Raw genomic sequence first — 25,068 nt, forward strand, 5'->3', positions numbered from 1 at the left:
CTACTTACTTGTCGAGGAAGGAGAGGTCACCCGGGGTGCCCGGGTCAATGCCCTCGCTCCCGCCAAGGTTCTTGGTGACAAGCTTGTCGAAGGTGCCGTCCTTCAGCATGGCCTCGAGGGCGCTGTTCACCGCGTCGGTGGCCTCCTTATCATCCTTCGCGATACCGATGCCGTAGTACTCATCGGTGAACTGGGAGCCATCCTTCTTCTTGAGGTCCACCACGCGGAAGGCGTTGGGGGACTGGGCGGAATAGCCGTTGAGGATGGTGGCATCGGTGGTAATGGCGTCGATGGAGCCATTCTTCAGCGCCTCGACGCAGGAGGAGTAGGTATCAAACTCCTGGAGCTGGACGCTGGGGAGCTCCTCTTTCACCTTCTGCGCGGGGGTAGATCCGGACACGGAGCAGAGGATCCGTCCGTCGAGGTCATCGAGGCCCTTGATGGCGTTATCATCGCTGCGAACGAGGAGCGCCTGGTGGGTGATGAGGTAGGGCCCGCCGAAGTTGACGGACTCCGCGCGGCTCTTGTTGATGGAGTACGTCGCCGCGATGAGCCCCACCGTGCCGTTCTGGATGTCGTTTTCACGCTGGGCGGAGGGGGTCTCGTGCCAGGAGATCTCGGGCTCCTTCCACCCCTTCTCCTCGGCGATGTGCTTGACGACGTAGTTGATGATGTCGACGTCGAGGCCGCTCATCGAGCCATCGGGGTTGCGCAGGCCCAGGCCGGGCTGATCGTACTTGGTGCCTGCCGTTACGTTTCCGGACTCAATCTGGGCGAGCAAGCCGGCTGAATCACCACCGCCGCAGGCGGTGAGGGTCACAAGTCCAAGGCCAGCCGCGGTACAGGCGGCAAGAACGCGGGAAAGGGTAGAGGTCATGGCGATCTCCTTAGGGTTATTAGTGGGCGAGGATCTTGTCCAGGAAGTCTCTCGCCCGCTCGCTGCTGGGATGAGTGAAGAAGTCATCCGGGTTGGTGTCCTCCACCACGCTTCCGTCGGCCATGAAGAGGATCCGGTCAGCAACGCGTCGGGCAAAGCCCATCTCGTGGGTGACGCAGACCATCGTCATGCCGTCCTCCGCGAGGCTGGCCATGACGTCGAGAACCTCGTTGACCATCTCGGGGTCGAGGGCAGAGGTGGGCTCGTCGAAGAGCATGATCTTCGGGTCCATGGCGAGCGCTCGGGCGATAGCCACGCGCTGCTGCTGTCCACCGGATAGCTGGGCGGGATACTTGTCAGCCTGGTTGGCGATGCCGACGCGGTCCAGGAGGGCGAGGGCCTTCTTCTGGGCCTCCTCCTTGGACTGTCGGCGCACCTTGATGGGGCCAAGCGTGACGTTATCCCGAATGGTGAGGTGTGGGAAGAGGTTGAATGACTGGAACACCATGCCGACGTTGGCGCGGAGGGAGGCGAGTTCCTTTCCTTCCTCGGGGAGCGGAACGCCGTCGATCTCAATGACACCCCCGTCGATTGTCTCCAGCCGGTTGAGGGTACGACACAGCGTGGACTTCCCCGATCCGGAGGGGCCCAGCACCACCACGACCTGCCCACGAGGGATCTCGAGCGTGATGTCCCGGAGCGCGTGGTAGTCGTCGAAATACTTGTTGACGCCGGACATCCGGATCATGGGTGTGTTCTGTGTCATGGGCGTAGCTTAAAATAAGCCATCTCATATTAAGATTTTCTCATGCAATACCACCCCCATTGTGGGGTATATCACCCGTGGTGGTCGTGGGCCTCACACCGGGGAAGGGAGCGCGTGGGTCGGTGAGGCGCTCGGGCTCACCACTGCGCCGCGCGCCGGAAAACCGCGGCTCAGTGCGGATTCCAGGAAATTGGTGAGGGGCGAGGGGATCACTACAATGAGCGAACGTGACTCAGCAATCCAGCCAGCTACAGCATGCCCTCGGGGCGGCGTCCGAAGGGCCCCGGACTTATGAAGTGCGCACCTTCGGGTGCCAGATGAACGTCCATGATTCGGAGCGTCTCTCTGGGCTTCTCGAGGATGCCGGTTATGCCCCCGCTCCTGCGGGGGAGGAGGCTGACCTCGTCGTCTTCAATACCTGCGCCGTGCGAGAGAACGCGGACACGCGCCTCTACGGAACCCTGGGGCTCCTGAAGAGCACGAAGGAACAGCACCCCGGTATGCAAATCGCCGTGGGCGGATGCCTGGCGCAGAAGGATCGCAACGTCGTGATCGAGAAGGCGCCGTGGGTGGACGTCGTCTTCGGAACGCACAATATTGGCTCCCTGCCGGCGCTTTTGGAGCGCGCCCGCCACAATGAGTCCGCGCAGGTGGAGATCGTCGAATCCCTCGAGCAGTTCCCTTCCGTGCTGCCCGCCAAGCGGGAATCGGCGTACTCGGGTTGGGTGTCCATCTCGGTGGGCTGCAATAACACGTGCACCTTCTGCATCGTGCCGTCGTTGCGCGGGAAGGAAGTGGACCGCCGGCCAGGCGATATTCTGGCAGAGGTGAAGGCGCTCGTCGACCAGGGCGTGAGCGAGGTGACCCTGCTCGGGCAGAACGTCAACGCCTATGGCGTGAACTTTGCTGACCCGGACATGGAGCGCGATCGCTCCGCATTTTCCAAGCTGCTGCGCGCCTGCGGGGAGATTGAGGGTCTGGAGCGCCTGCGCTTCACCAGCCCCCACCCGGCCGAGTTCACCTCGGATGTTATCGACGCCATGGCCGAGACCCCGAATGTCTGCCCCCAGCTGCACATGCCGCTGCAGTCCGGTTCGGACCGGATCCTCAAGGAGATGCGGCGCAGCTACCGAACCAAGAAGTTCCTCCGCATTCTCGACGAGGTCCGCGCCAAAATCCCCCACGCGGCGATCACCACGGACATCATCGTCGGCTTCCCCGGGGAAACCGAGGAGGATTTCCAGGCCACCCTCGACGTCATGGAGAAGGCGCGCTTTACCTCCGCGTTTACCTTCCAGTACTCGCCGCGGCCCGGCACCCCGGCGGCCACCATGGAGAAGCAGGTCCCCAAGGAGGTTGTGCAGGAGCGCTACGAGCGGCTCATCGCACTCCAGGAGCGGATCTGCGCAGAGGAGAATGAGACCTTCCTTGGTCGCGAGCTCGAGCTGCTCGTCCAGGAGGATCAGGGCAAGAAGAGCAAGCAGAATCACCGCATGAGCGGGAGGGCTCGCGACGGCCGGCTCGTGCACTTCACGCCCGAAGCCGCGGAGGAGGGGGCGATCGACGGCTCGATCCGCCCGGGAGACGTCGTGCACGTCACCGTCACCGAGTCGAAGCCGCACTTCCTCATCGCGGACTCCGGGGTGCACTCGCACCGGCGCACCCGGGCAGGGGACATGAGCGAGGCCGGGAAGGTCCCAACCACCGCTCCCGTCGGGGTAGGGTTGGGAATGCCGCGAGTGCGGAGCTAAGAGTATCGAAGGAGAATAGTTCACGCGATGACATCCCAGCAGAATGAGGGCCTTGGCCAGCAGGAAAAGAAGCTCGCGCGGAGTTTGACGTCCGATGCGTGGCCGACGATCCGGCTCGCACTGGGCATCGCCTTTCTCCTCTGGATCGTCTCGCTCGTCCTGCCCTTTACGACGGGCGGCCCCAATGGTGAGTCGAGCGTCCGCACCTATGAGATCCTGCTGGTGAGCGGCACGGCGCGGGCCGCGGGCATCACGATCACCGAGTTCGTCTTCGTCATTCTCACGGCGATCGGCCCCGGGGTACTCAACCTCATTCTCCTTCTCACGCGCTCCACGATTGTCTCGTGGCTGCTCTGGATGTTTAGCTGCGTGAGCGCCTTCTTTATCGTCTTGGCGCTGTGGCTGAGGCACACGGCAGTGGATAATCCGGCGGGCAGTGCCTCCTTCGGGATGTACCTTGCGATCCTCCCGGTGCTCATCTGCGTGGTCGTGAGCAGCAACATCATCCTGCGGCGGACCCCGGAGCAGCTGTCCATGGCGGAGCGCCGCCGCGCGGAGGACCACCTGGATAGCGTCGGCCTCCTCCAAGCCGAGGAATTCAAGAGCCAGAATCAGCGAGACTGGGAGACGAACCCGCTGCTCATCGATGATCGACGCGCCCAGGCGCACGCCCGCGCCCGCGGCAAGGAGAGCACGGATTCCACCCGCCCCGCGAACTAGGCTCGCCCCAACTCCCCGTCCGTACGGAGGGGAGCCTGTTTCAGCCAGGCGCTCGCCTGGCTGATTTTTTGCATCCCGATGCTTTCATTGATGCGGTTCATTGCGGCATTCTCGACGGCCACCGAGGTCCCCACCCGCCGGAGTCGCGGCCAGCGTCGCGCCGCTTCTGCGAGCGCGGCCTTCTTCACCACGGCGCCGAGGCCGCGGCCCCGGTAGTTCCGGGCCACGACGGTCATGTTCTGCTCCGCGATCTCTGGGCGCGCGCTGCGGTGCTGGGCGATGGTGCTGAGCGCCACGCCGGCGCCGTCCTCGTCGATGAGGAGCGCACTGATGCTGCGGTGGCCTCCCGCCCGGGCGATGCGCTCCGCGTCGCGGATCCGTTCGGGGGTCCAGGGGCTTGGCTCCAGCTGAATATCCCCGGCGGGAATATCCCACTCGGCGGTATCGGAGAGCTGGCAGAGCGCGGGCAGGGCGTGCTCGGGGCAGCCGTCCTCGGTGTAGAGGATCAGGCTCACACCCTTCGCCTCGATGTCAGGGGCCTCCGGCGCATGATTCCCGCGTTCGACCTCAATCGAGTATTGGGCCTCGCGGTGGACGGCGTGGCATCCCCGGGACGCGAGGAAGGCCGGAAGCGGTGCCTCCTCCACAGGGCAATGAGCACCCACGGTGTTCCAGAGATAGAGGTGGGTGCGGTGAAGAGCGGCGGCGACCTCGTCGAGTACACCGAGTGCGCTATCGAGGATCCGCTCGGCCTCCGGGGAGTAGCGCTCGCCGGGGAGGGGCAGGAACTCGGCGTCGAGGTCAACCTGCCACCACAGCGAGGACGTGTCTTGCAGGAGAGGCACGCTGATGACGAGGTAGGCGAGCGCCTCGTGCTCGAGGAGCCAGACCGGATCATCCCCGGTAGACGGGACGGTGGAGAAGCCACAGGGATCGCGCGGAAGCCCCTCGGGGAGGGCGCCCTCCGGTAGCTCGAGGGCTATGAGAAAGATCCGGCGCTGTTCCTGGGTGGGCCGGAGGCTCTCAAGGAAACGATCGACGGTGATCGCCTGCATGTCGCTCCCCGTCGCCTCGGCGAGCGCCAGATTGGACACGAATGTCCGGTTGATGAGGGCCGTCGTGGGCTGCTCGACGCCACGGCCCCCGCCGCTCGCCGGAGAGGAGGCGGCAGGTTCGGCGACGCGCAGCCAGGTGATCATCGGTTTTCGACGGCCTCCTCGGCGGTTTTCGCCCACTCGGCCCACTGCTCTGCCTGGGCGCGCAGGCTCGCAGCCTGGGAGTCCTTGCCCTGCGCTGCGGCGTGTTCTGCTTGCTGTTCGAGCTCAGCGGCGCGGGCGGCGAATTGCGCGGCCCGGGCCTGGGCTTCGGGATCGGTCCGTCGCCATTGGGCGTCGGCGGCATCGGCGACCCTCTTTTCGATGGCGGCAATGCGCTCCTCAAACTCGTGCACGCGCTGGCGCGGCACGTAGCCGATGGCCTCCCATTTTTCCTGCAGCTCGCGGAGGGCAGCCTGGGCGCCGGAGAGATCCTCCGTGGGGTTGATCTTCGGATCGTACTTCGCGAGCAGCGCCTCCTTCTGCGCAGCGTTCTCGGCGAACTCGCGGTCACGCTGCTCGTGGACGGCGTTGCGGGCGGAGAAGAAGTGGTCCTGCGCGGCGCGGAACTGCTCCCACAGGGCGTCATCGACGTCCCGGGAGGCGCGGCCGGCGGCCTTCCACTCGCTCATGAGGTCCCGGTATGCGCGGGCGGTCTGGTTCCAGTCGGTGGAATCCTGCAGCTCCTGGGCCCGGACGATGAGCGCCTCCTTGGCGCGGCGTGCCGCTGCGCGGTTCCGGTCCAGCTCCGCGAAGTGGGAGCCGCGACGGCGGTTGAAGGCGTCGCGGGCCTTGGCGTAGCGCTTCCACAGGCCGTCGTCTGTCTTGCGGTCGATCCCGCGGATGGTGCGCCACTCGTCGAGGATGGCACGGATGCGATCCCCGGCGGCCTTCCACTCGGTGGAGTGGGCGGCGATCTCCTCCGCCTCCGCGATGAGCTCTTCCTTCCGGGCGATGGCCTTGGCCCGGCGCTCCTCGCGGTCGTGGTGCACTTGCTCCTCGGCCTGGGTGGAATGCTGCTGGATATCGCCGAGCCGGCGGCGCAGGGACTCAATGTCGCCGAGCACAGCCTGGGAATCGAGAGAGGATTGGAGCTCCTCCGCGGTCTGGTGGATGCTGTGCGCCTCCTCGGGGTGGGCGCGGAGGCGGCTTTCGAGGAGCTCGACCTCCGTGGCGAGGTCGTCGAACTTCTTCCCGAAGTGGGTGAGCCCCTCCTCGGCGGTGCCGGCCTGCCAGGAGCCGATCACGCGCTCTCCCTCGGCGGTGCGCAGGTAGACCGTGCCGTCCTCGGCAATGCGGCCCCAGCGGGAAGGATCATTCTTCGGCTGCTGGGGGAGCGGGGCGGGGGTGCGCAGGCCTGCTCCCGCAGCGCCCGGGCGAGGACCAGGGCGAGGACCCGGCCGGGGGCCAGGACGCGGGCCGGGCTTCGGGGCGCCAGGCCGCGGCGTGGGCTTCGGAGTGGAGGGCGAGGATTCTCCTCCCGGGGTGGCCTGGGTGGACGCAGGGTTCTCGGTCATGGTGTACTCCTCGCGGGTTGGGATGGAAGTCGCGCGCAGCGACGCCTCAGTATTCCTCAGTATTCACGTTCAACATACCGCCTTCGCGAGGGGAGTGTCAGAGGCCCGAACCCTTCGCCACTGACGTCCCGCAGCCTCGGTACCCTGGTGAGGGTGACGGATCAGCTTCTCATTGTCCCAGGCAGTCCAGCATTATTGCGCGAGCTTTCGCCGCGAGACGCGGAGGGAATCCGTCTGCGCGCGCTCATCGAGGAGCGCCTCGATCACCTCCTCCGGATACCCCCGGCCCACGGCATCCACCTTGTCGGCTCGCGAGATGCGCGCTGGCGCACCGCCCACCGTGGGAGCCTTCGCGCGTGGGGCGCCCCGCCCGAAGCACCCGTCGCGGCAGATGGGTACGTGCTGCCCGAAATCCTCCAGCGCATCCTCCTCGGCCCCGAGCGCGAGCAGCTTGTGAGCGACGTGCGTGGCTCTCTTCATCCCCTCGATCCGGAGGCGCTCACGGTGGTGGCGCTCGACGGCTCGGCGGGCATGACGCCTCGCGCCCCCCTCGCACTGCTCGACGGGGCGGAGTGGGCCGATCTCTGGTGCCGCGACGTTCTGGGCGGCACGGGCAGTCCCCAGCTGCCGGAGCCCGCCGAGCTTCGCGAAGCCGGGATCCTCGAACCCGAACTCTGGCGTGAAGTGGCGGCGCTTGCTCCATCGCGGCGTCGTCTCCTCGCCGCCGAGCACAGCACGGGCGTGGGGCGCTATGTCGCGGTGGCGAGCGTCGAGCCCACCACAGACGCCTCGGCCGCGGACCCGGAAGAAGGGGGTGTGTGCGCATGAGGACGCAGAGCACGCTGCCTCGTCCGATTGCCATCGTGGGCCCCACGGCCTCCGGCAAATCGGCGCTCTCCCTTGCATTGGCCCACCGGCTGGGCGCGGAGATTGTCAACATCGATTCGATGCAGCTCTACCGGGGCATGGACATCGGCACGGCGAAGCTCAGCGAGAGCGAGCGCGAGGGGATTCCCCACTACCAGCTCGACGTCCTCGAGGTGACCGATACCGCCTCGGTCGCCCGCTATCAGCGGGAGGCCAGCGCGGACATTGAGGAGATCCGGCGACGGGGCGTCGTTCCCATCATCGTGGGCGGGTCCATGATGTACATCCAATCCCTCATGGATCGGTGGATGTTTCCGCCGACGGACCCCGCTGTGCGTGGGCGCTGGGAGAAACGACTCAACGAGGTGGGGGTAGAGCGCCTCCACGCGGAGCTCGCGGAGAAGGATCCGCAGGCCGCTGCCATCATCGAGGACCGTGATCCGCGGCGGACAGTCCGCGCCCTGGAGGTCATTGAACTCACCGGGCAGCCTTACGCAGCGAGCCAACCCATCCGGCGCGAGACGCCGTACTGGGACACCCTGCTCATCGGGTTGGGCACGGAGGCGGAGTGGCTCAACCCGCGCATCGAGGAGCGCACCCACCTCATGTTTGAGAAGGGGCTCATCGCGGAAGTGGAGGGGCTGTGTGAGCGCGGTCTGCGTCGGCATTCGACGGCCGGCCAGGCCATCGGATACGCGCAGGTCCTCGACATGATGGAGGGCATCCTGAGCCCCTCCGAGGCGCTCGAGCGCACCATCACCGGGACACGCCGCTACGTCCGCCGCCAGCGTGCCTGGTTCCGTCGAGACCCGAGAATCCACTGGATCGACGCGAGCGGCGACACCCTCAGCGAGGCCTGTGCTCTCATCGAGGGGGAGAAACGCTAGGCTCGGGACCTATGAATACCGCTGCGCAGTTGAGCTTTGCGAAGGGCCACGGGACGGGAAATGACTTCGTCATTCTCTCTGACCCGGAGGCCGCCACACCGATCAGCGCCGAGCAGGTCGCGTGGCTGTGTGATCGGCGGCGGGGGATCGGGGGCGATGGGATTCTGCGCGTCGTCCGCTCAGGGGCCCTCCTCGATGCGGGGGAGATCGACAGCCTGCCTGAGGGCGTCGAACGGGACATGTGGTTCATGGACTACCGTAATGCCGATGGCTCCCTGGCGGAGATGTGCGGCAACGGCGTCCGCGTGTTCGCGCACTGGCTGTGCACCCGCGAAGGAGTGACGGAGAGGAGCTTCCACATCGGCACGCGCGCCGGGGTGCGCACCGTGAGCGTGCACGCTGCCGATGAGCTGCGGGCGGAAGTGACTGTCGGAATGGGGACGCCGGAGGTCCTGGGGCTCTCCACCTGCTTCATCGGCGGGCAGGGCTATGCGGGCCTGGGCGTCGATATGGGGAACCCGCACCTGGCCTGCGTGATTCCGGGGCTCACGCCCGAGCGGCTGGCGGGGCTTGCGCTGGGGAGTCCGGCCACGATCGACACGGACTTCTTCCCCGAGGGCGTGAACATTGAGATTCTCACCGAACTCGACGCGGAGGATGCTGTGCACATGCGCGTCATCGAGCGCGGCGTGGGGGAGACTCTCTCCTGCGGGACCGGGACGGTGGCTGCGGCCCGCGCGGCTCTCGCTGACGCCGGGCGCGAACACGGCAGCGTCACCGTCAACGTCCCCGGGGGACAGGTGACGGTGGGTATCGAGGGAGACAACTCGACGCTGCGCGGGCCCTCGGTGATCCTCGCGGAGGGAACTGTGCGCGGCCTTCCGGGATTGACGACGACGACCTAACCCGGCGCCGCAGAACGCGGCGCTAGTAGCTTGCCCCGTGGAGGCGTGCCACCTGGCGGGCATTGTCCCAGGCGGTGCGCAGCTCCTGGTAGCGGTGGTCGGTCATGGACAGCAGACGCTCGAGGTAGGAGAGGTTGTGCTTCCCGCTGAGCTGGCCCTCCAGGCGGGTGAGGAATCGGCGGGAGCGCTCAGCCTGCTGGAAGAAGGTGCGGATGGCGGGGATGCGGCAGTCGTCGTCGGCAAGGGCGGGGCGATAGAGCGTGCGGTCGGCGAGGTGATCGGCGTCCGCGGAGTAGAGGAAGGTGTCATACTCCGCGAGGAGATCGCGAATGTCCTGGGCGCTCGCGTGGATAGATTGGCGCAGGGAGTCGCTCTCCGCCGTGTCGGGGTCCTGCCGGAAAATAAAGTACGCAATCCCCACGAGGGGGATGATGATACAGAGACCGAGGACCGTGAGCTCAACGACGCTGAGCAGGGCGAGGCAGCACACAATAAGAGCCCCGATCAGCACGATCTTCAGTACACGCATGGATAACACCACCAGCCTGGGCGATTAATGGTTCCCGCATCCGCCGCTGCCGCAGCTGCACCCTCCGCTGCCCCCGCAGCCGGAGGCCACAATAACCGAGCCGGTGAGAACACCCTTCCCCTCGAGGATGGCCCCCTTCTCCGGGAGCTCCGGGGCGTCGGGGAGGCAGACGTCAAAGCTCACGACGCTATCCAGAACGACGTGGATGAAGCGCTGGCCGGTGAGCTCGCTGGTGCGGTACTCCGACTCAATGACGCGGCCGGCGAAGGTGACGCTGGCGTCCGGGGCTGCGGCCCCGGAGGAGGACTCGATGATCTCCGCACCCGGGCTGTTCAGCTGCGCCGGCTGCATGGTGCCGGTGGCTGCCGTGTAGGCCTCGGGGGTGGGGTACACCGTGTAGTCGAGGGCGAGGGCGGTGAGATGAAGCTGCTGCCACTGCTGCGCGGGCGCATCGACGAGGAGTGGCCCCTGCGCAAGATTGAGCGTCACCGAAGCCAGCTGATGCCCGAAGGCATCGACCACCTCGACAAAAGCGAGAACATCGTTAATCATGGACACATGACCAAAGACCTGGGCGGTGGACTCAAAGCCCGCAAAGGTGGCGAAAGGCTCCACCGCCAGGATGATGATCTGTGCACCCGACGCATCTGAGTATTGGATCAGCTGTCCACCCCGCACTTCGCCAATCACAGCGAGGTTATCCGTGGCGATTGCCGCTTCGACAGCATCCTGCCACCGTGGGAAGTCCAGGCCAATACTCTTGAGGTCGGTTGTCATGGTCGTGATTCTACCCCGTCGCCGTGTGCTACTGTCCAGGCGTCAGACCTTAAGCCGAAGGAGACAATGACCAGTCAGGAACACGAGGATCTGCTCGCGCAGGCCTTTAAAGACAATGCCCCCGTTGGCCGCCTGCAGGAGGAGCGCGGATCCTCGGAGGGGGAAGCGCCCACCGTCGGAGACTTTGACCTCGCGGAGCGCAACGCCTTCCGTCGGGTGCACCGTGACACCACCATCCGCGCCGAGGAACAGGACGACGGCTATGAGGTGGAGTACCGCAAGCTGCGTCTGGAGCGGGTCATCCTCGTGGGCGTGTGGACTGAGGGCACGACCGCGGAGGTCGAAGCCACCATGGATGAGCTGGCGGCCCTCGCGGAGACCGCTGGCGCGGAAGTCATCGACATGCTCTACCAGCGGCGGGACAAGCCGGATCCGGGCACGTACATCGGTTCGGGCAAGGTGCACGAGCTCAAGGACATTGTGGCGGCGACGGGGGCGGATACCGTCGTCTGTGATGGTGAGCTCGCGCCGGGCCAGCTCGTGGCGCTGGAGAATGCGCTCAACGTGAAGGTCATCGACCGCACGATGCTCATCCTCGATATCTTCGCTCAGCACGCGAAGTCCCGCGAGGGCAAGACGCAGGTGGCGTTGGCCCAGCTGGAGTACCTCATCACGCGCGTGCGCGGGTGGGGCGGGAGTCTGTCCCGCCAGGCGGGTGGCCGAGCCGGGTCGAATGGCGGTGTGGGCCTGCGCGGTCCGGGGGAAACGAAGATTGAGGCGGATCGTCGACGCCTGCGCGCCGAGATGGCCCGCCTGCGCCGCGAGCTCGCCGCGATGAAGACCTCCCGCGACATCAAACGGGAGCGCCGTCAGTCCTCCGCCATCCCGAAGATCGCCATCGCCGGGTATACGAATGCCGGGAAGTCCTCGCTCATCAACGCGCTGACGGGTGCGGGCGTGCTCGTTGAGGACGCGCTCTTTGCCACCCTTGACCCCACGACGCGGCGCGCGGAGCTCGCCGATGGCCGGGCCGTCGTCATGACCGACACGGTGGGCTTCGTGCGGCACCTGCCCACCCAGCTCGTCGAGGCCTTCAAGTCCACCCTCGAAGAGGTGATCGAGGCGGATATCGTCCTCCACGTCGTCGACGGTTCCGACCCCTTCCCCCTCAAGCAGATCCACGCGGTCAACGAGGTGCTGGTGGACATCGTGCGGGATTCTGGTCATGCGATGCCGCCGGAGATCGTGGTGGTCAATAAGGTGGATGCGGCGGATCCGCTCACGCTCGCTGAGCTGCGCCACCACATCGATGGCGCGGTGTTCGTCTCAGCGAAGACGGGGGAGGGGATCGCGGACCTGGAGGCCCGCATCGAGCTCCTCCTTAATGAGCTCGACGCCCACGTCTCCCTCCTCGTTCCCTACACCCGCGGCAGCGTTGTCGCCCGGATCCACGAGTTCGGCACCGTCCTTTCCGAGGAGTACCAGCCCGAGGGCACGCTCCTCGACGTCCGCCTGCCCCGCGATGTGGCCCAGGAGCTCGCCGAGTTCCAGGTGAGCTAAAGGCCCCCTCCTCGGCGCGATGCCGAGGGGAGGGCCGTGGCCCGGTAGACGTGGATAACCTTTAGTGAGCGCTCTGCGCGCCATCCTTTTCGACGGCAGCCTGGCTTCGGCTCTCCCGGCGCCCCATCCAGAAGGAGGCGGCGAAGACACCAACGACCGCCACGAAGATCCCCAGCAGGATACCCAGCTGCCCGGCACCCATGTTGAGCCAGCCGAGGTAGAGGCCGATCACACCGTAGTCCGAGTCCCCGAAGGTGGAGGACGCGGTCCCGATCTCACCGAGGACCGGCAGGAGCAGCAACGGGACGAGGGTGATGAACACGCCGTTGCCAAAGGCGCCGACGATGGCCCCGCGCCGGCCGCCCACCGCGTTGCCGATCACGCCGGCCGCGCCGCCCGTCATGAAGTGGGCGACGATCCCGGGGATGATGATGGTGAGGCCGGCAACACCCATGATCGCCATCCCCAGGATCCCCGCGACGAGTGAGGAGAGGAAGCCCACCATGACGGCATTCGGCGCGAAGGTGAAGGTAACCGGCACGTCGAGCGCAGGCTTGGCGTGGGGAACGAGCTTCTGCGAGATGCCCTGGAAGGCGGGGACAATCTCATTGAGCACGGCCCGCACGCCGGCGAGGATGACGAAGACGCCGGCGGTGAAGCGGCCCGCCTGCATGATCGCCCAGACGAGGTAGTTCTGCCCCTCCGAGATGTTCTCGTGGACGTACGTCGGCCCCGCGATGAGCGCCACGATGAGGAAGATGAGTCCCATCGAGAGCATGATGACGACGTTCGTGTCGCGGACGAAGCTGAGGTTCTTCGGAACATTCATGCTCTCCGTCGACTTCTTCGGGTCCCCCTTCGTCAGTGTCGCGAGCAGGCCTGAGAAGGCGACGCCGAACCCGCCGGTGTGCCCGAGGGCAACGTCGTCGGTTCCGGTGGCGCGCCGCATGAAGGGCTGAACGACGGCGGGGGAGACCGTCGTGATCACTCCCTCGGCGATCGCGCCGAGGATGATCGCCTGCCAGGGGCTAAAGCCTGCGACGATGAGGATCACCGCGAGCATGGCCGACTGGTAGAGGGCCACGTGACCGGAGAGGTAGATGTACTTGAAGCGCGTGAGGCGCGCGAAGCACACGTTGACGATCATGCCGAAGAAGAAAATGAGGGCGGCCGTGCTCCCGTAATCGATGAGCACGGGGCCGACGATTGCCTCGTTATTCGGCACGACGCCCTGGACGCCGAACACGTCGGAAAACATGTCCCCGAAGGGGGTCAGCGAATCGGAGACCAACCCGGCCCCCGCCGCGAGGACGAGGAAGCCAACGAAGGACTTGATGGTGCCCTTCATCGTGTCGGAGAAGCTCTTGTGCTGGAGAATGAGCCCCAGCAGCGCGATGAGGCCGATGATCACCGCCGGCTGGCTGAAGACGTCGACGAAGAACTTGAGGACGGAATTCATGGTCTGCTCACCCCATCCCGCCTAGAGGAGGCCCTTGTCAGCGCACACCGCCCGGAGCTTCTCCTTGAGCTCCTCCTTGTCGATGATGCTGTCGAGGATGACGCGGTTGGGGAACTGCGTGGTCGCGTCGGCGAGATCCCGGCCGACGACGAAGACGTCGGCATCCTGCGGGGAGGCCCCGCCGAGGTCGGAGTGGGTGACCTCGGCGCCCTCGACGCCAAGCTCGCTGAGCGCATTCTTGATGTTGAGCTCCACCATGAAGCTAGAGCCGAGGCCGGAGCTGCACATCGCCATGAATTTCATGGGCTGATCCTTTCTGTGAGGGGACCGGGACTAGGCCTGGTCGAGAAGAGCGATGATGTCGGATGGGGTGCGCGCGGCGGAGATCTGCGAACGAATCTCCTCATTCATGAGCACACGTGCGAACGCCGCCATGAGCTCCTGATGGGAGTGCGTATCCTCCGCACACAGGCCCCAGATCTGGTCAATGGGGTGAGCAGGATCCTCATTGAGATCCACCCGCGTGGACAGGACGACGAGGGCGAGCCCCGTCCCCTTCGCGCCATTCTCGGGGCGGGTATGGGCCAGCATAACGCCCTTGCCCAAGTCCATGTAGAGGCCGCTTCCGCTGCGCACGCTGTCGAGGACGGCGTCGATATAGCGCTGTTCGATGAGCCCGTCCTCCCGGAGAAGCTCCAGGCAGGTGCGGGTGGCGCTGGCCCACTCCGTGGGCTCCACGACGGCAATGCGGTGCTCGGGAATTCCCAGGTTAGCCAAGGGAATGCTCCTGTTCTGTGGGGGTGTGGGGGCTCTCCACCGCGGTCATGCTGAAGGAGACCGTCGCGTCGGGGGCACGGCGCAGCGTCCGGGAGAAGGCCACCGGGTGATCGTCGGGACTGAAAACAATGGAATCGCTCATGAGTCGGGGCTCGCGCGCCGGGATCTCCAGAAGAGCGGCGGTATCGGCCGCGGGGTGCCCGAGGTAGACCGAGACGTCCTCGCGGATGAGCTCGACGCCACGCTCGCGGAAGAGCCCGTAGAGCGAGTGATCCTCGTAGGTTCCGGGATTCTCAGCGGGGAGAAGCTGCGGATCCCACCAGGAGGTCGTGAGGTGGTGCGGGCTGCCGTCGAGAAATCGGAGCCGCACGAGTTTCACGAGGGGCGTACCGAGAGGCCGGCCCAGAGCCGAGGCCGCCTCGGGGGCGGCGGGCACCGTCGCGAGGAAGCACACCCGCGAGCGCACGCGGTGGCCGCGCGTCGTCATCTGGGCGTGGAATCCCAGGGGGTTGATGACCTCCGGGGGAGGGCCGGGCAGGGCCTCAACATAGGTCCCGCTGCCCTGGCGCCGCCGGACAATGCCCTGCGCGGCGAGGACGTCGACAGCGCGGCGCACCGTGATGCGGGAGTACCCGAGGAGCTGGCACAGTTCCTGCTCGGTGGGCAGTTGCCCGCCGACGCCGGCATCGCGGCACAGCCGGGTGATGACCCGTTGCGCGATGAGATACTTCGGCTCGGACATGGCAACCGCCTCCTCACTGATTCATCATATTGTCATGATGAATCCCTTGGGGGATCTCATGCTCTTTCTCACAGAGGGGATAGGTCATACTGTCAGGGTGAACACGCGAGAAGACAGGACCCCCGCCACGGCGCCGGCGGATCACGAGAAAGGGCGCCTCTTTGGTTGGACTCTTCACGGCGATGGTGTGCATATCGCGCCGGGAGGGGTCGTCGCGCCGGAGGAGCGGCTGAATTGGGCGCGCACGATTGGCATCGGGATGCAGCACGTCATCGCGATGTTTGGGGCGACGCTCCTCGTCCCCACGCTGACCGGCTTCCCGGTCAACACGACGCTCCTCTTCTCCGGCCTGGGCACGCTGCTCTTCCTCATGATGACGCGGAATCGCCTGCCCTCCTACCTGGGGTCCTCCTTCGCGTTCATCGCGCCGCTCACCGCCAGCCAGGCGCAGGGCCCCGGGGCACAGACCGGCGCGGTCCTCTGCGCCGGTGTGGCGCTCATTCTCGTCGGCGTGGTGGTGAAGCTCGCGGGGCGGAAGGTCATCGATGCCGTCATGCCCCCGGCGGTGACTGGCGCCATCGTCGCCCTCATCGGGCTGAACCTGGCTCCCGCTGCAGCGGGGAACTACCAGGAGCAGCCCCTCGTCGCGACGGTGACGATGGTGGTCATCGTGCTCGCGACGATCGGCGGCCGCGGCATGGTCTCTCGGCTCGGGATTCTCATCGGCGTGATTGTCGGATGGATCTTCGCTGCGCTGACGGGCAACCTCGCAGATGGGGCGCGGGAGACGGTGGCCGCCGCTCCGTGGATTGGCTTCCCGACGTTCCACTCGCCCGCCTTCTCGGCCTCCGCGATCCTCGTGGCGCTGCCGGTCATTATCGTCCTCATCGCGGAGAACGTGGGGCACGTCAAGGCCGTGAGCGAGATGACAGGGCGCAACCTCGACGATCTGGCTGGGACCGCCCTTTTCTCGGATGGCATCGCGACGACGCTGGCCGGCGCCTTCGGCGGCTCCGGCACCACGACTTACGCGGAGAACATCGGGGTCATGGCGGCCACCCGCGTGTACTCGACGGCCGCCTACTGGGTGGCGGGATTCACGGCGATCGCCCTGGCCTTCATCCCGAAGTTCGGGGCGCTCATCTTCACGATCCCCACGGGCGTCCTCGGCGGCGCGACGATCGTCCTCTACGGGCTCATCGGGATGCTCGGCATCCGCATTTGGCAGGACAACAAGGTGGATTTCAACAACCCGGTGAACCTGCTCACCGCGGCGATTGCGCTCATCGCCGGGATTGGAAACCTCACGCTGGCCGTCGGCCCGATCAGCCTCGAGGGCATCGCCTGGGGCTCTGCTGGCATCATTGTGGCCTATCCGGCGTTGACCTGGCTGTATCGGCATGTGGGAGAGGGAAACCGGAGCCTCTAAGCCCGCCTCACCCTCGCACACAAGCAATCCCCCTCCTCCAGAGCGGAGGAGGGGGATTGTGGTTGGTCGAGGCTCGACCACGGGATCTTAGGCGTTGTCGAGATCCTTCTCGATGAGAGCGGCGATCTTCTCAACAGCCTCGGCGTTCTCGGAGGTGACGGTGACCTCGTCACCCTGCTCGGCGCCCAGGGCCATGATCATGAGCGAGGAGGCGGCGTCCGTCTCCTCATCATCATCGGACCCGACCAGGGTGAGGAAGATGTCCTCATCGTATTCGCCGGCGGCATCCGCGATGATGGAGGCAGGGCGGGCGTGAAGGCCGACGGAGGATCCGACAGTTACGGTCTTGGAGGCCATGGGTGTTTCCTTTCCTCTAGATCTGAGGCCTGGCGGTGAATGGTCGAGCCGGGCCTGCTTTTTGTTTCAGTGTAGGTGGACTTGGGGGCTCCTGCCAGAGGCTCAGGCTGTGACCTCGGCCGGGGCAGGGATGGTGTTCTCACTGGGCGTGGAGCGCCAGAAGTGCTTGAGCGCGAGGACCGCTGCCGTCGACACCACGACACCCGCCACGAGGGCCACGAGGAACGCCCACTGGGGGCTGATCACCATGATGACGAAGATGCCGCCGTGCGGGGATTGGGTCGCGACGCCCAGCCCCATGGAGAGCGCACCAGTGACGGCACCGCCGGCCATCATCGCGGGGATGACGCGGAAGGGATCCGCCGCGGCGAAGGGGATCGCCCCTTCGGACACGAAGCTCAGCCCGAGCAGCCATGCCGACTTCCCGTTCTCCCGCTCCGCGGGGGTGAAGAGGGAGGAGCGGAGGAAGGTCGCAAGACTCAGCGCGATCGGCGGCACCATGCCGGCAGCCATGACAGCGGCCATGATCTTGGCGTTGGCGGGGTCACCGGAGGAGAGGCCGGCCGTCGCGAAGAGGTAGGCCGCCTTGTTCACAGGTCCGCCCAGGTCAAAGCACATCATGAGGCCCAGGATGATGCCCAGCAGCGCGGCCGAGGACCCGGACATGCTGCCCAACCAGTTCTGCATGGCCAGCATGGCGGCGGCCAGCGGGCGCCCGAGGAGGAGGAACATCGCGAGCCCCACGATGAGCGAGGTCAGCAGCGGGATGATGACTACCGGCATGAGGGAGCTCACCACCTTGGGCACCTTCCAGGAACCGATCCACATCGCGATGAGCCCGGCGATGATCCCGGTGACGAGGCCGCCGATGAAGCCGGCGCCCACCAGGACGGACACCGCACCGCCAACAAAGCCGGGGGCAATGCCCGGGCGCCCAGCAAGAGCGTAGGCAATGTATCCCGACAGCGCCGCGACGATGAATTGCATGCCCATCTGGCCCGTGGCAAAGAAGAGGGCGCCGAGGTACAGCGGCAGACCCGAGCGGGCGAATTCTACGGTCTGGCCGTCGACCACCACAGAGTGGCCGGGGAGATTCGTCAGCGAGTACTCCGTGGCCAGAGTCTGCCAGGCGTGGGCCACGTCGGTGCCGCCCACGAGGAAGCCAATCGCCAGCAGCAAACCCCCTGCGGCGACGAAGGGGATCATGTAGCTCACGCCGGTCATGACGGCTTGCTGGATCCGCTTCGCCCAGCTGAGCTCCCCGCTGGGCGAGGAGTCCGGGGAGGAGCCCTCGGCCGCGCCCGCGCCCTGGGCGTGGACCCGCGGGGCGTGAGGATCTGCGGCCGCAGCGATGGCCTCGTCGATCATGCGCGCCGGCTCATTGATCGCGCGCTTGACGCCCGAGCTGATGACCGGCTTGCCAGCGAAGCGCTCGCGGTCCTTCACCCCGACATCCGTCGCGAAAATGACGGCGTCGGCTTGGCGGATGATGTCCGGGTCGAGGGGAGTGACAGCGGAGGAGCCTTGGGTCTCGACGTCCAGCTGGACGTCAGCACGCTCAGCGGCGGTCTGCGTCAGGGAGTCCGCGGCCATGTACGTGTGAGCGATGCCGGTGGGACAGGCCGTGATCGCGACGATCCTCGTCACGCGTGAGCCTTCGGCGGGAGTTTCCTCCGGCGCGGTGGGGGCCGCGGCGGTCTGCTTCTGTGCCGCGGCCTTCTTCTTTTTCTTCGCCGCAGCTGCGGCAATGACATTCTCCACGAGCCCAACGACCTCGCCGGGGGAGGCTGCGCCTTCGAGCTGAGCGCGGAAGTCCTTGCGGACGAGCGCCCGTGCCAGCGCGGAGAGGATAACCAGGTGCTGCTTGCCTGCGCCCTCCGGGGCGGCGATGAGGAAGACGAGGCGCGCTGGGCCGTCGGGGCCGGAGAAGTCGACGGGTTCGCTCAGCCGCGCGAAGGCGAGGGAGGCCTCCGTCACGGCGGCGGAACGGCAGTGCGGGATGGCGACGCCGCCGGGCACGCCGGTGGGCGAGCGGTGCTCGCGGGCCTGGGCGTCGGCGGTGAGGGTGGCGACGTCGGTGGCGCGTCCGGCGTCGGCGACGCGCTGGGCGAGTGCGGCGATCACGTCATCGGGTGTGGCGCCGAGGGAGGTATCGAGGGCAACGAGGTCCTCAGTGATGAGTGGGGTGCTCATGGTGGTGGGTCCTAATCGAAAGGAAGGGGGGTGATGCGAGTGCGATCGAGATCGAGGTCCGCGGGGTCGGGGATGGAGGTGCCGGGCAGGCTCGTGGCGGCGGAACCATAGGCGACGGCCTGGCGGAGGCACTGCTCAGAGGACAGATTCTGCGTGCGGGCGAGGATGAATCCGGCGAGAGAACAATCGCCAGCGCCCACCGTGGAGACGACGGTGATGGGCGGCGGGGCGGCATGCCAGGCACCCTCGCGATTCACGAGGACGGCGCCGGAGCTACCCAGGGTGACGAGCACGTCCTTGAGGCCCTTGTCGAGGAGAGTCGCGGCGGCATCGAGGACGGCGGAGAACTGATGGTGCTGGGCATCGTCCTCAGCCTTGTGGCCATTGAGGCCGGCCAGCTGGCCCAGCTCCATGCCGTTGGGTTTGATGAGGTCGGGGGTGGCGGTGCCGAGGTTCTTGCCGAGCTCCACCATCGCGGCGTCGGAGGTGTCGACGGCGATCCGCACCCGGGGGTGCGCCTCGCGCACGGCGGTGATGATCTGGGAGTACATGTCCTTCGGGCACCCCGGAGGAAGGGAGCCGGCCATGACGAGCCACTCCGCGTCCTCGAGCTCCCGGAGGAGGATCTGGATGAGGTTGCGCAGCTCGGCGTCGCTGAGGGTGGGGCCGGGGCCATTGAACTTGGTGGTCTCACCATCGGGCTCGGTGACCGTCGTGTTCGTGCGGACGGAATCGGCGATGGGCAGAGCGTGGTGGGGGAGGTTGATGTCCCCGACGAGCGTCGAGAAGAGATCGCGCTCGCCGGAGGGGAAGACCGCGAGCGTGGGGTGGCCAGCGCGGTGGACGGCGTGGGAGACGTTGATACCTTTTCCTCCCGCGACGCGAGTCACGGTCTGGAGGCGGTGAACGCTGCCGCGGTGGAGGGGTTCAGCGAGGGCCAGCGTGGCATCGATGCTGGGATTGAGGGTGAGGGTGACAATCACTGCGGATACCTCTGAGACGGAGATCGGATTCGCTAGGCTGTGACGGGAGCATCACCTGAGGGGCGGGGATGAGTTTTTCGCCACATACCTTTTTGTTTGTGCCCATTTTATGTTTGGTTGTGCCCGTTTGTCAAGCGTTTTCTTTTTGGGTCGTTGCAGGTTGGGCAAAATTATGGTGTCCTGGAAGGAGTAAATCCCCTTCGTTTCGATAGGTAGGTGGCCCCCTTATGTCTCCTTCTTCGCCCATTGTGCCCGTGTCTGGTACCGGAGTTGTGCCCGGTGTGGCCTATGCCGAAGTTGTCTGGATTCGTCCGCGGCCTGAGCTGCCGAAGGGCGGGAAGTCCATTCCGGAAGAGTCCCGCGAGGCAGAGTATGAGCGCTTCCAGGCCGCCGCAGCGACGGTGGCCGAGCGCCTGGAGGCCAGGGCCGCGAGCGCCGAGGGCGCTGCGTCGGAGGTGCTGACCGCCACGGCCGGCATGGTCCGCGACCGGGGATGGCAAAAAGCCGTACGAAAGAACGTGAGAGGGGGACACTCGGCTGAGTACTCCGTGGTGACCGCCACGGATAAGTTCGTTTCCATGTTCGAGGCCGCCGGCGGCGTCATGGCGGAACGGACGATGGACCTCAAGGACATCCGCGACCGCGTGATCGCCGAGCTGCGCGGTGAGCCCGAGCCCGGCCTGCCGGACGTCCAGGGCGAGGCGATCCTCTTTGCCGACGACCTCTCCCCGGCAGACACCGCCGCGCTGGACACCAGCCGCATCGTGGGTCTCGTCACCGAGCTGGGCGGCCCGACGAGCCACACGGCCATCATCGCCCGCCAGCTCAACGTCCCCTGTATTGTCGCCGCTGGCGCCGCTCTCCGCGAGATCGAGGCCGGGACGCAGGCCCTCGTCGATGGCGCTCTGGGGACCGTAACCCTCCAAGCAGACCCCGACGATGCCCGCCGCCAGGTCGAGGAGTCCCGCGCCCGGGCCGAGGCCATCGCCCGGTGGGAGGGGCCCGCCCAGACGAAGGATGGGCACCGCGTCCAGCTGCTCGCGAATGTCCAGGATGGCAACGCGGCGCGGATCGCCGCCGGCTCCCAGGCGGAGGGCATTGGCCTCTTCCGCACGGAGCTCTGCTTCCTCAGCGCGACGGAGGAGCCCAGCGTCGAGGAGCAGGCCGCCGTCTACCAGAAGGTCCTGGGCGCCTTCCCGGAGTCCAAGGTCGTCGTGCGCTCCCTCGACGCCGGCTCCGACAAGCCCATCGCCTACGCAAACATGGCGGAGGAGGAGAACCCGGCACTCGGTGTCCGCGGCCTGCGCATCGCGCGCGACAACGAGGCCCTGCTCACCCGTCAGCTCGACGCCATCGCCTTGGCCGCGCGCAACCTCGGCCGTGGCGAGGACGCCCCGACCTGGGTCATGGCCCCGATGGTCGCCACGGCCCGCGAGGCCCAGTGGTTCGCCTCCCTCTGTGAGGAGCGCGGCCTTATCGCCGGCGCGATGATCGAGGTTCCCGCCGCGGCCCTCATGGCGGACAAGATCATGCCTCACCTGCACTTCGTGTCCATCGGCACGAATGATCTGACGCAGTACACGATGGCCGCGGATCGGATGTCCCCGCAGCTGGCCTACCTCACCGACCCGTGGCAGCCCGCGGTCCTTCGCCTCATCAAGCACACGTGCGCGGAGGGCAAGCGGACGAAGACCGCCGTGGGCGTGTGCGGCGAGGCGGCGGCGGATCCGCTGCTCGCCTGCGTTCTCACTGGCCTTGGCGTGGATTCGCTCTCGGCGGCCTCGACGGCCGTGGCTGGCGTGGGTGCGCAGCTCGCCGAGGTTGATATGGAGACCTGCATCCGTGCTGCTGAGGCAGCCGTCGACGCCTCCGGCGCCCAGGCTGCCCGCGATGCTGTCCGCGAGATCATCGTGGGCCCGGCGTCCTAGCCGCGCGGCGTAAACAGCGAGCGCCCGCTCTCCGTGATGGAGGGCGGGCGCTTGAGCGTGCGGGGCTCGGGATGATGAAGCGGGGGCCGGGGGTGAGGCTTATTCCGCGAGGACGACCTCGATGTCATTGTCGCGGAGGGCGTGGACGAAGGACTCGGCGGCTCCGGTGTCGGTGATGACGACATCGATGTCGGAGATGGAGGCGAAGCTCACGAGGAAGTCATTGCCCATCTTGGAGGAGTCGCACAAGACGACGACCTTGTGCGCATTGGTGACCATGGCGGACTTGATCGCGGCTTCCTGGGCGTCCGCGGTGGAGAGCCCGTGGTCAAGGGTGAGGGCGTTCGTGCCGATGAAGGCCACGTCGGCGCGCATGAGCGCGAGGGTGCGCAGGGCGGTGTCGCCGACGACCGCCTGGGTGATGGCCCGGACGCTGCCCCCGAGGAGCTGGACCTCACTGAGTCCTTTGTTCGCGAGGTCGAGCGCGGTGGCGAGGGAGTTGGTGACGATGGACCAATCCTTGGCGTGCGGCTGCTCCGCGATGAGGCTGGCCAGCGCCGTCACGGTCGTGCCGGCGTCGAGGAACATGCCACCGTGGGGCTCGGGGAGGAACTCGAGCGCCGCCCGCGCGATGGCGGACTTGGCGGTGGGGGCGGAGCGGAAGCGCGTATCGAGGCTGAGCTCTGTTGTCTGGAAGCTCTGGCTAGCGACGGCGCCTCCGTGGACGCGGTGCACGATGCCTTCGCGATCGAGAACGGCGAGATCGCGTCGGATCGTCTCAGCCGTCACGTCAAAGCGCCCGGCGAGTTCCGTAACGTTCACTCTCCCCTCGACAGCTGTGAGGGAAGCTATTTGGCGACGGCGTTCCTCTGCGTACATCATCATCCTTCGCTCTGTGCCCCCGGGGAGTCGCATGGCGGAGGCATGGTCATGCTCAGACCCCGAACAATGTTGTTATTGGTGGGATCTGAGCTTGGTTATGCCCGATTATACGTCAAATAGCCCCGACCTTGAGGAATGTGCAGAGATGGGCGCGTTGCGGGAGGATCGTAGCGCCGTGACAGGGAAAGGGGCCGGTCATGCTCCCCACACTTGGGGGGAAGAGCGGTGTGGGAATCCGTCTAGAGCTTCCGAAGAACGCTGACGACCTTGCCCATGATTTCCGCGTGATCGCCGTTAATCGGAGCAAAGCTGTCATTGTGGGGAAGGAGCCACACCCCTGAGCTGTCACGGTGGAATTCCTTCACGGTCGCTTCTCCGTCGATCATGGCTGCGACGAACTCGCCGTTTTCTGCGACTGGCTGGGAACGGACGACGACCCAGTCGCCATCGAGGATCCCGGCGTCCTTCATCGACTCCCCGACGACGTGAAGCATGAAGAGGTCCCCGTCGCCGACGATGTCCTGGGGGAGGGGGAGGTAGTCGGTAATATTCTCCTCGGCAAGGATGGGGGAGCCGGCGGCGATGTCACCCACGATGGGGATGTAGCTGGCCGGGGAGCGATCGGCAGGCTGCTCGGCCGCAGGAAGCTTCGCCTTTTGCTGGGGGGTGGTGAACTGATCCTGAAGGCGAAGGTTGACGGTCCGAGGCTTGTTGGGATCCCGCCGGAGGAAGCCCTTTTCCTCAAGAACCTTGAGCTGGTAGGCAACGGACGACGTTGATTGCAGGCCGGTGGCATCGCCGATCTCACGGATGCTGGGGGCGTAGCCGCGAAGCACGAGGGCATCGTGAATCACTTGAAGAATCCGTCGTTGACGCTCGCTGAGGCTGTCCCAGTCGGCCTTCTTGTTCTTGGAGGTACGCTCCCCCTTCTTGCGTGCCATACGTCGTCTCCTCGTCTTCCATTGACATGCCGGGTCGTGTTGTTGTTCCTCACTCTACATGAAGGGAGGGGGAAATGGTACGGCTGTTCGAAAAATGTCGCGAAGTTCTGGACAGGTGTTCGAATCCGTGTTATAAATCGAACAGACGGGCGATACGGCCCGGTTCACGTCCAGGGTGGTCGTTAGTGTGGGACCGTCCTTGGAGCACAACACGCGAAGGATGGAACAATGTCGATCACTGTGAATATGCCGAAAAATCACTCTCTTGCTGCGTCGATGCCCCGGCCGCAGGCTGTGAAAGGGCAGGTGTGGGATCCCGCGAGCCGCATGGCTGTCCAGCCTCTCTCGGCGCATGTTCGAACGCTCAGTGTTGATGATCGAACATCCGCACACCCGCTTCATTCTCGGACTAAGGGGAGTTCCGGCATTCGCGGGATAGGGAAATCCGAGGTCGCCTCGCAGGGGATTGTCCATTTCCTCATCGGTGGTGTGTTCGGATTGGCGCTCATGGGTGGCCTTCTCTTCCTGGATTCTGCCGATGACCTGCAACCGGTGGGCCCGATGCCTCAGAGTTCTTTCTCGGCGCAGTGAAGCCCTTAGGATAGGAGGGTCAGGTCCGAGAAGAATGAGGCGTGGTCGATGCTCTGTCCCTTCTGTCAGAATTCTCAATCGCGAGTGATTGACTCTCGCGTCGTCGATGGCGGTACCACGATCCGTCGGCGTCGAGAATGCTCGCGCTGCGGGGGGCGTTTTACCACCGTGGAGAAAGCCGTCCTTCTCGTGGTGAAGCGCAACGGGGTGACCGAGCCTTTCAGTAGGGACAAACTCATCACGGGTGTCCGGCGAGCGTGCCAAGGGCGGGACGTCTCGGATGATTCTCTCAAGAGACTCGCCGCTGAGGTTGAGGAGGCTGTGCGGAGAAAGGGGAGTTCGCAGGTACCCACGAATGAGATCGGGCTTGCCATCCTTGAGCCGCTCCGCCGCCTGGATGAGGTCGCCTACCTCCGATTTGCCTCCGTCTACAAGTCCTTTGAATCTGCCGAGGACTTCGAGAGCGAGATCCGCCTCATGCGCCGGCGCTTCCGCCATGAGGAATAATCGCCAGCGCAGCAGGTAGGGGCGGCTGG

General features: G+C 66.0%; 25 protein-coding genes. 10 read left to right on the top strand and 15 right to left on the bottom strand.

Annotated features, from left to right (window positions below; genetic code table 11):
* Positions 1 to 4: 4 nt before the first annotated feature.
* Positions 5 to 877 carry a glutamate ABC transporter substrate-binding protein gene (locus L1O03_RS04560; protein WP_236118258.1) on the bottom strand — a complete coding sequence of 291 codons (873 nt, stop codon included), beginning with the start codon at positions 875 to 877 and terminating at the stop codon, positions 5 to 7.
* Between the two features lie 19 nt (positions 878 to 896).
* A complete protein-coding gene (gluA, locus tag L1O03_RS04565; protein WP_236118509.1) occupies positions 897 to 1,625 on the bottom strand; it encodes a glutamate ABC transporter ATP-binding protein GluA in 729 nt (242 codons plus the stop codon).
* A 245-nt stretch (positions 1,626 to 1,870) separates the two neighbouring features.
* Between gluA and miaB the strand changes: the two genes are divergently transcribed.
* Together miaB and L1O03_RS04575 are read left to right on the top strand one after the other, a co-directional pair.
* On the top strand, positions 1,871 to 3,394 hold the full coding sequence (miaB, locus tag L1O03_RS04570) for a tRNA (N6-isopentenyl adenosine(37)-C2)-methylthiotransferase MiaB (RefSeq protein ID WP_338026125.1): 1,524 nt from the start codon (positions 1,871 to 1,873) through the stop codon (positions 3,392 to 3,394).
* Between the two features lie 27 nt (positions 3,395 to 3,421).
* The gene (locus L1O03_RS04575; RefSeq protein ID WP_236118259.1) at positions 3,422 to 4,114 is read left to right on the top strand and encodes an Rv2732c family membrane protein; all 693 of its coding nucleotides are present in this window, start codon (positions 3,422 to 3,424) and stop codon (positions 4,112 to 4,114) included.
* On the opposite strand, the gene L1O03_RS04580 is transcribed toward L1O03_RS04575, so the two are convergent.
* Together L1O03_RS04580 and L1O03_RS04585 are read right to left on the bottom strand one after the other, a co-directional pair.
* Positions 4,111 to 5,313, bottom strand: a complete 1,203-nt coding sequence (locus L1O03_RS04580) for a GNAT family N-acetyltransferase (protein ID WP_236118260.1) — start codon at positions 5,311 to 5,313, stop codon at positions 4,111 to 4,113. The genes L1O03_RS04575 and L1O03_RS04580 overlap by 4 nt on opposite strands.
* A complete protein-coding gene (locus tag L1O03_RS04585) occupies positions 5,310 to 6,725 on the bottom strand; it encodes a DUF349 domain-containing protein (protein WP_236118261.1) in 1,416 nt (471 codons plus the stop codon). The genes L1O03_RS04580 and L1O03_RS04585 overlap by 4 nt, the downstream gene beginning before the upstream one ends.
* Before the next feature lie 153 nt (positions 6,726 to 6,878).
* Between L1O03_RS04585 and L1O03_RS04590 the strand changes: the two genes are divergently transcribed.
* Genes L1O03_RS04590 through dapF form a run of 3 tightly spaced genes read left to right on the top strand, consistent with a single transcriptional unit; the run spans position 6,879 to position 9,384 of the window.
* Positions 6,879 to 7,553: a hypothetical protein gene (locus L1O03_RS04590; protein WP_236118262.1), complete on the top strand. Its 675-nt coding sequence runs from the start codon at positions 6,879 to 6,881 to the stop codon at positions 7,551 to 7,553.
* A complete protein-coding gene (gene miaA / locus L1O03_RS04595; protein ID WP_420830288.1) occupies positions 7,550 to 8,479 on the top strand; it encodes a tRNA (adenosine(37)-N6)-dimethylallyltransferase MiaA in 930 nt (309 codons plus the stop codon). Before L1O03_RS04590 ends, miaA begins: the two co-directional genes overlap by 4 nt.
* 11 nt (positions 8,480 to 8,490) lie before the next feature.
* Positions 8,491 to 9,384 (top strand): diaminopimelate epimerase, encoded by an 894-nt coding sequence (gene dapF, locus L1O03_RS04600; RefSeq protein WP_236118263.1) that lies wholly within the window; start codon positions 8,491 to 8,493, stop codon positions 9,382 to 9,384.
* 22 nt (positions 9,385 to 9,406) lie between these two features.
* Here dapF and L1O03_RS04605 read toward each other — a convergent pair whose 3' ends face one another.
* Both L1O03_RS04605 and L1O03_RS04610 read right to left on the bottom strand, forming a co-directional pair.
* Positions 9,407 to 9,913, bottom strand: a complete 507-nt coding sequence (locus L1O03_RS04605) for a hypothetical protein (RefSeq protein WP_236118264.1) — start codon at positions 9,911 to 9,913, stop codon at positions 9,407 to 9,409.
* Between the two features lie 24 nt (positions 9,914 to 9,937).
* Positions 9,938 to 10,690: a hypothetical protein gene (locus L1O03_RS04610; protein WP_236118265.1), complete on the bottom strand. Its 753-nt coding sequence runs from the start codon at positions 10,688 to 10,690 to the stop codon at positions 9,938 to 9,940.
* Positions 10,691 to 10,756: 66 nt separating this feature from the next.
* Here L1O03_RS04610 and hflX point away from each other — a divergent pair, with 66 nt between their 5' ends.
* On the top strand, positions 10,757 to 12,250 hold the full coding sequence (gene hflX / locus L1O03_RS04615) for a GTPase HflX (RefSeq protein WP_236118266.1): 1,494 nt from the start codon (positions 10,757 to 10,759) through the stop codon (positions 12,248 to 12,250).
* Positions 12,251 to 12,311: 61 nt separating this feature from the next.
* On the opposite strand, the gene L1O03_RS04620 is transcribed toward hflX, so the two are convergent.
* The 4 genes from L1O03_RS04620 to L1O03_RS04635 are packed head-to-tail and all read right to left on the bottom strand — an operon-like array spanning position 12,312 to position 15,228.
* Positions 12,312 to 13,709, bottom strand: a complete 1,398-nt coding sequence (locus L1O03_RS04620; RefSeq protein WP_236118267.1) for a PTS ascorbate transporter subunit IIC — start codon at positions 13,707 to 13,709, stop codon at positions 12,312 to 12,314.
* A 21-nt stretch (positions 13,710 to 13,730) separates the two neighbouring features.
* A complete protein-coding gene (locus L1O03_RS04625) occupies positions 13,731 to 14,012 on the bottom strand; it encodes a PTS sugar transporter subunit IIB (protein ID WP_236118268.1) in 282 nt (93 codons plus the stop codon).
* A 30-nt stretch (positions 14,013 to 14,042) separates the two neighbouring features.
* Positions 14,043 to 14,486, bottom strand: a complete 444-nt coding sequence (locus L1O03_RS04630; RefSeq protein WP_236118269.1) for a PTS sugar transporter subunit IIA — start codon at positions 14,484 to 14,486, stop codon at positions 14,043 to 14,045.
* Complete coding sequence (locus L1O03_RS04635; protein WP_236118270.1) at positions 14,479 to 15,228, bottom strand: GntR family transcriptional regulator; 750 nt, start codon at positions 15,226 to 15,228, stop codon at positions 14,479 to 14,481. Before L1O03_RS04635 ends, L1O03_RS04630 begins: the two co-directional genes overlap by 8 nt.
* A 187-nt stretch (positions 15,229 to 15,415) precedes the next feature.
* Between L1O03_RS04635 and L1O03_RS04640 the strand changes: the two genes are divergently transcribed.
* On the top strand, positions 15,416 to 16,657 hold the full coding sequence (locus L1O03_RS04640) for a uracil-xanthine permease family protein (protein WP_236118512.1): 1,242 nt from the start codon (positions 15,416 to 15,418) through the stop codon (positions 16,655 to 16,657).
* Between the two features lie 87 nt (positions 16,658 to 16,744).
* Here L1O03_RS04640 and L1O03_RS04645 read toward each other — a convergent pair whose 3' ends face one another.
* From L1O03_RS04645 to pfkB, 3 genes are all read right to left on the bottom strand, one after another.
* Positions 16,745 to 17,014 (bottom strand): HPr family phosphocarrier protein, encoded by a 270-nt coding sequence (locus L1O03_RS04645; RefSeq protein ID WP_236118271.1) that lies wholly within the window; start codon positions 17,012 to 17,014, stop codon positions 16,745 to 16,747.
* A 102-nt stretch (positions 17,015 to 17,116) separates the two neighbouring features.
* Entirely contained in the window at positions 17,117 to 19,207 is a 2,091-nt protein-coding gene (locus L1O03_RS04650; RefSeq protein ID WP_236118272.1) for a PTS fructose transporter subunit IIABC, read from the bottom strand.
* Between the two features lie 11 nt (positions 19,208 to 19,218).
* Complete coding sequence (gene pfkB / locus L1O03_RS04655; RefSeq protein WP_236118273.1) at positions 19,219 to 20,190, bottom strand: 1-phosphofructokinase; 972 nt, start codon at positions 20,188 to 20,190, stop codon at positions 19,219 to 19,221.
* 227 nt (positions 20,191 to 20,417) lie between these two features.
* Between pfkB and ptsP the strand changes: the two genes are divergently transcribed.
* Positions 20,418 to 22,118, top strand: coding sequence for a phosphoenolpyruvate--protein phosphotransferase (gene ptsP / locus L1O03_RS04660; protein ID WP_236118274.1), 1,701 nt, complete (start codon positions 20,418 to 20,420; stop codon positions 22,116 to 22,118).
* Positions 22,119 to 22,217: 99 nt separating this feature from the next.
* Here ptsP and L1O03_RS04665 read toward each other — a convergent pair whose 3' ends face one another.
* Both L1O03_RS04665 and lexA read right to left on the bottom strand, forming a co-directional pair.
* The gene (locus L1O03_RS04665; protein WP_236118513.1) at positions 22,218 to 22,997 is read right to left on the bottom strand and encodes a DeoR/GlpR family DNA-binding transcription regulator; all 780 of its coding nucleotides are present in this window, start codon (positions 22,995 to 22,997) and stop codon (positions 22,218 to 22,220) included.
* Between the two features lie 242 nt (positions 22,998 to 23,239).
* Entirely contained in the window at positions 23,240 to 23,941 is a 702-nt protein-coding gene (gene lexA, locus L1O03_RS04670; RefSeq protein ID WP_236118275.1) for a transcriptional repressor LexA, read from the bottom strand.
* Positions 23,942 to 24,169: 228 nt separating this feature from the next.
* Between lexA and L1O03_RS04675 the strand changes: the two genes are divergently transcribed.
* Together L1O03_RS04675 and nrdR are read left to right on the top strand one after the other, a co-directional pair.
* Positions 24,170 to 24,532, top strand: a complete 363-nt coding sequence (locus tag L1O03_RS04675) for a hypothetical protein (protein WP_236118276.1) — start codon at positions 24,170 to 24,172, stop codon at positions 24,530 to 24,532.
* A 48-nt stretch (positions 24,533 to 24,580) separates the two neighbouring features.
* The gene (gene nrdR / locus L1O03_RS04680) at positions 24,581 to 25,039 is read left to right on the top strand and encodes a transcriptional regulator NrdR (protein WP_236118277.1); all 459 of its coding nucleotides are present in this window, start codon (positions 24,581 to 24,583) and stop codon (positions 25,037 to 25,039) included.
* Positions 25,040 to 25,068: the final 29 nt, after the last annotated feature.

It is taken from the genome of Corynebacterium uropygiale, from assembly GCF_021568315.1.
In the GTDB taxonomy this organism is placed as follows: domain Bacteria; phylum Actinomycetota; class Actinomycetes; order Mycobacteriales; family Mycobacteriaceae; genus Corynebacterium; species Corynebacterium uropygiale.

Bases quoted from the DNA above. Each gene is read 5' to 3' on its own strand.
- L1O03_RS04560 (WP_236118258.1), bottom strand. From the start codon at position 877: ATGACCTCTACCCTTTCCCGCGTTCTTGCCGCCTGTACCGCGGCTGGC.
- gluA (WP_236118509.1), bottom strand. From the start codon at position 1,625: ATGATCCGGATGTCCGGCGTCAACAAGTATTTCGACGACTACCACGCG.
- L1O03_RS04575 (WP_236118259.1), top strand. From the start codon at position 3,422: ATGACATCCCAGCAGAATGAGGGCCTTGGCCAGCAGGAAAAGAAGCTC.
- L1O03_RS04580 (WP_236118260.1), bottom strand. From the start codon at position 5,313: ATGATCACCTGGCTGCGCGTCGCCGAACCTGCCGCCTCCTCTCCGGCG.
- L1O03_RS04585 (WP_236118261.1), bottom strand. From the start codon at position 6,725: ATGACCGAGAACCCTGCGTCCACCCAGGCCACCCCGGGAGGAGAATCC.
- miaA (WP_420830288.1), top strand. From the start codon at position 7,550: ATGAGGACGCAGAGCACGCTGCCTCGTCCGATTGCCATCGTGGGCCCC.
- dapF (WP_236118263.1), top strand. From the start codon at position 8,491: ATGAATACCGCTGCGCAGTTGAGCTTTGCGAAGGGCCACGGGACGGGA.
- L1O03_RS04605 (WP_236118264.1), bottom strand. From the start codon at position 9,913: ATGCGTGTACTGAAGATCGTGCTGATCGGGGCTCTTATTGTGTGCTGC.
- L1O03_RS04610 (WP_236118265.1), bottom strand. From the start codon at position 10,690: ATGACAACCGACCTCAAGAGTATTGGCCTGGACTTCCCACGGTGGCAG.
- hflX (WP_236118266.1), top strand. From the start codon at position 10,757: ATGACCAGTCAGGAACACGAGGATCTGCTCGCGCAGGCCTTTAAAGAC.
- L1O03_RS04620 (WP_236118267.1), bottom strand. From the start codon at position 13,709: ATGAATTCCGTCCTCAAGTTCTTCGTCGACGTCTTCAGCCAGCCGGCG.
- L1O03_RS04625 (WP_236118268.1), bottom strand. From the start codon at position 14,012: ATGAAATTCATGGCGATGTGCAGCTCCGGCCTCGGCTCTAGCTTCATG.
- L1O03_RS04635 (WP_236118270.1), bottom strand. From the start codon at position 15,228: ATGTCCGAGCCGAAGTATCTCATCGCGCAACGGGTCATCACCCGGCTG.
- L1O03_RS04645 (WP_236118271.1), bottom strand. From the start codon at position 17,014: ATGGCCTCCAAGACCGTAACTGTCGGATCCTCCGTCGGCCTTCACGCC.
- L1O03_RS04650 (WP_236118272.1), bottom strand. From the start codon at position 19,207: ATGAGCACCCCACTCATCACTGAGGACCTCGTTGCCCTCGATACCTCC.
- ptsP (WP_236118274.1), top strand. From the start codon at position 20,418: ATGTCTCCTTCTTCGCCCATTGTGCCCGTGTCTGGTACCGGAGTTGTG.
- L1O03_RS04665 (WP_236118513.1), bottom strand. From the start codon at position 22,997: ATGTACGCAGAGGAACGCCGTCGCCAAATAGCTTCCCTCACAGCTGTC.
- lexA (WP_236118275.1), bottom strand. From the start codon at position 23,941: ATGGCACGCAAGAAGGGGGAGCGTACCTCCAAGAACAAGAAGGCCGAC.
- L1O03_RS04675 (WP_236118276.1), top strand. From the start codon at position 24,170: ATGTCGATCACTGTGAATATGCCGAAAAATCACTCTCTTGCTGCGTCG.
- nrdR (WP_236118277.1), top strand. From the start codon at position 24,581: ATGCTCTGTCCCTTCTGTCAGAATTCTCAATCGCGAGTGATTGACTCT.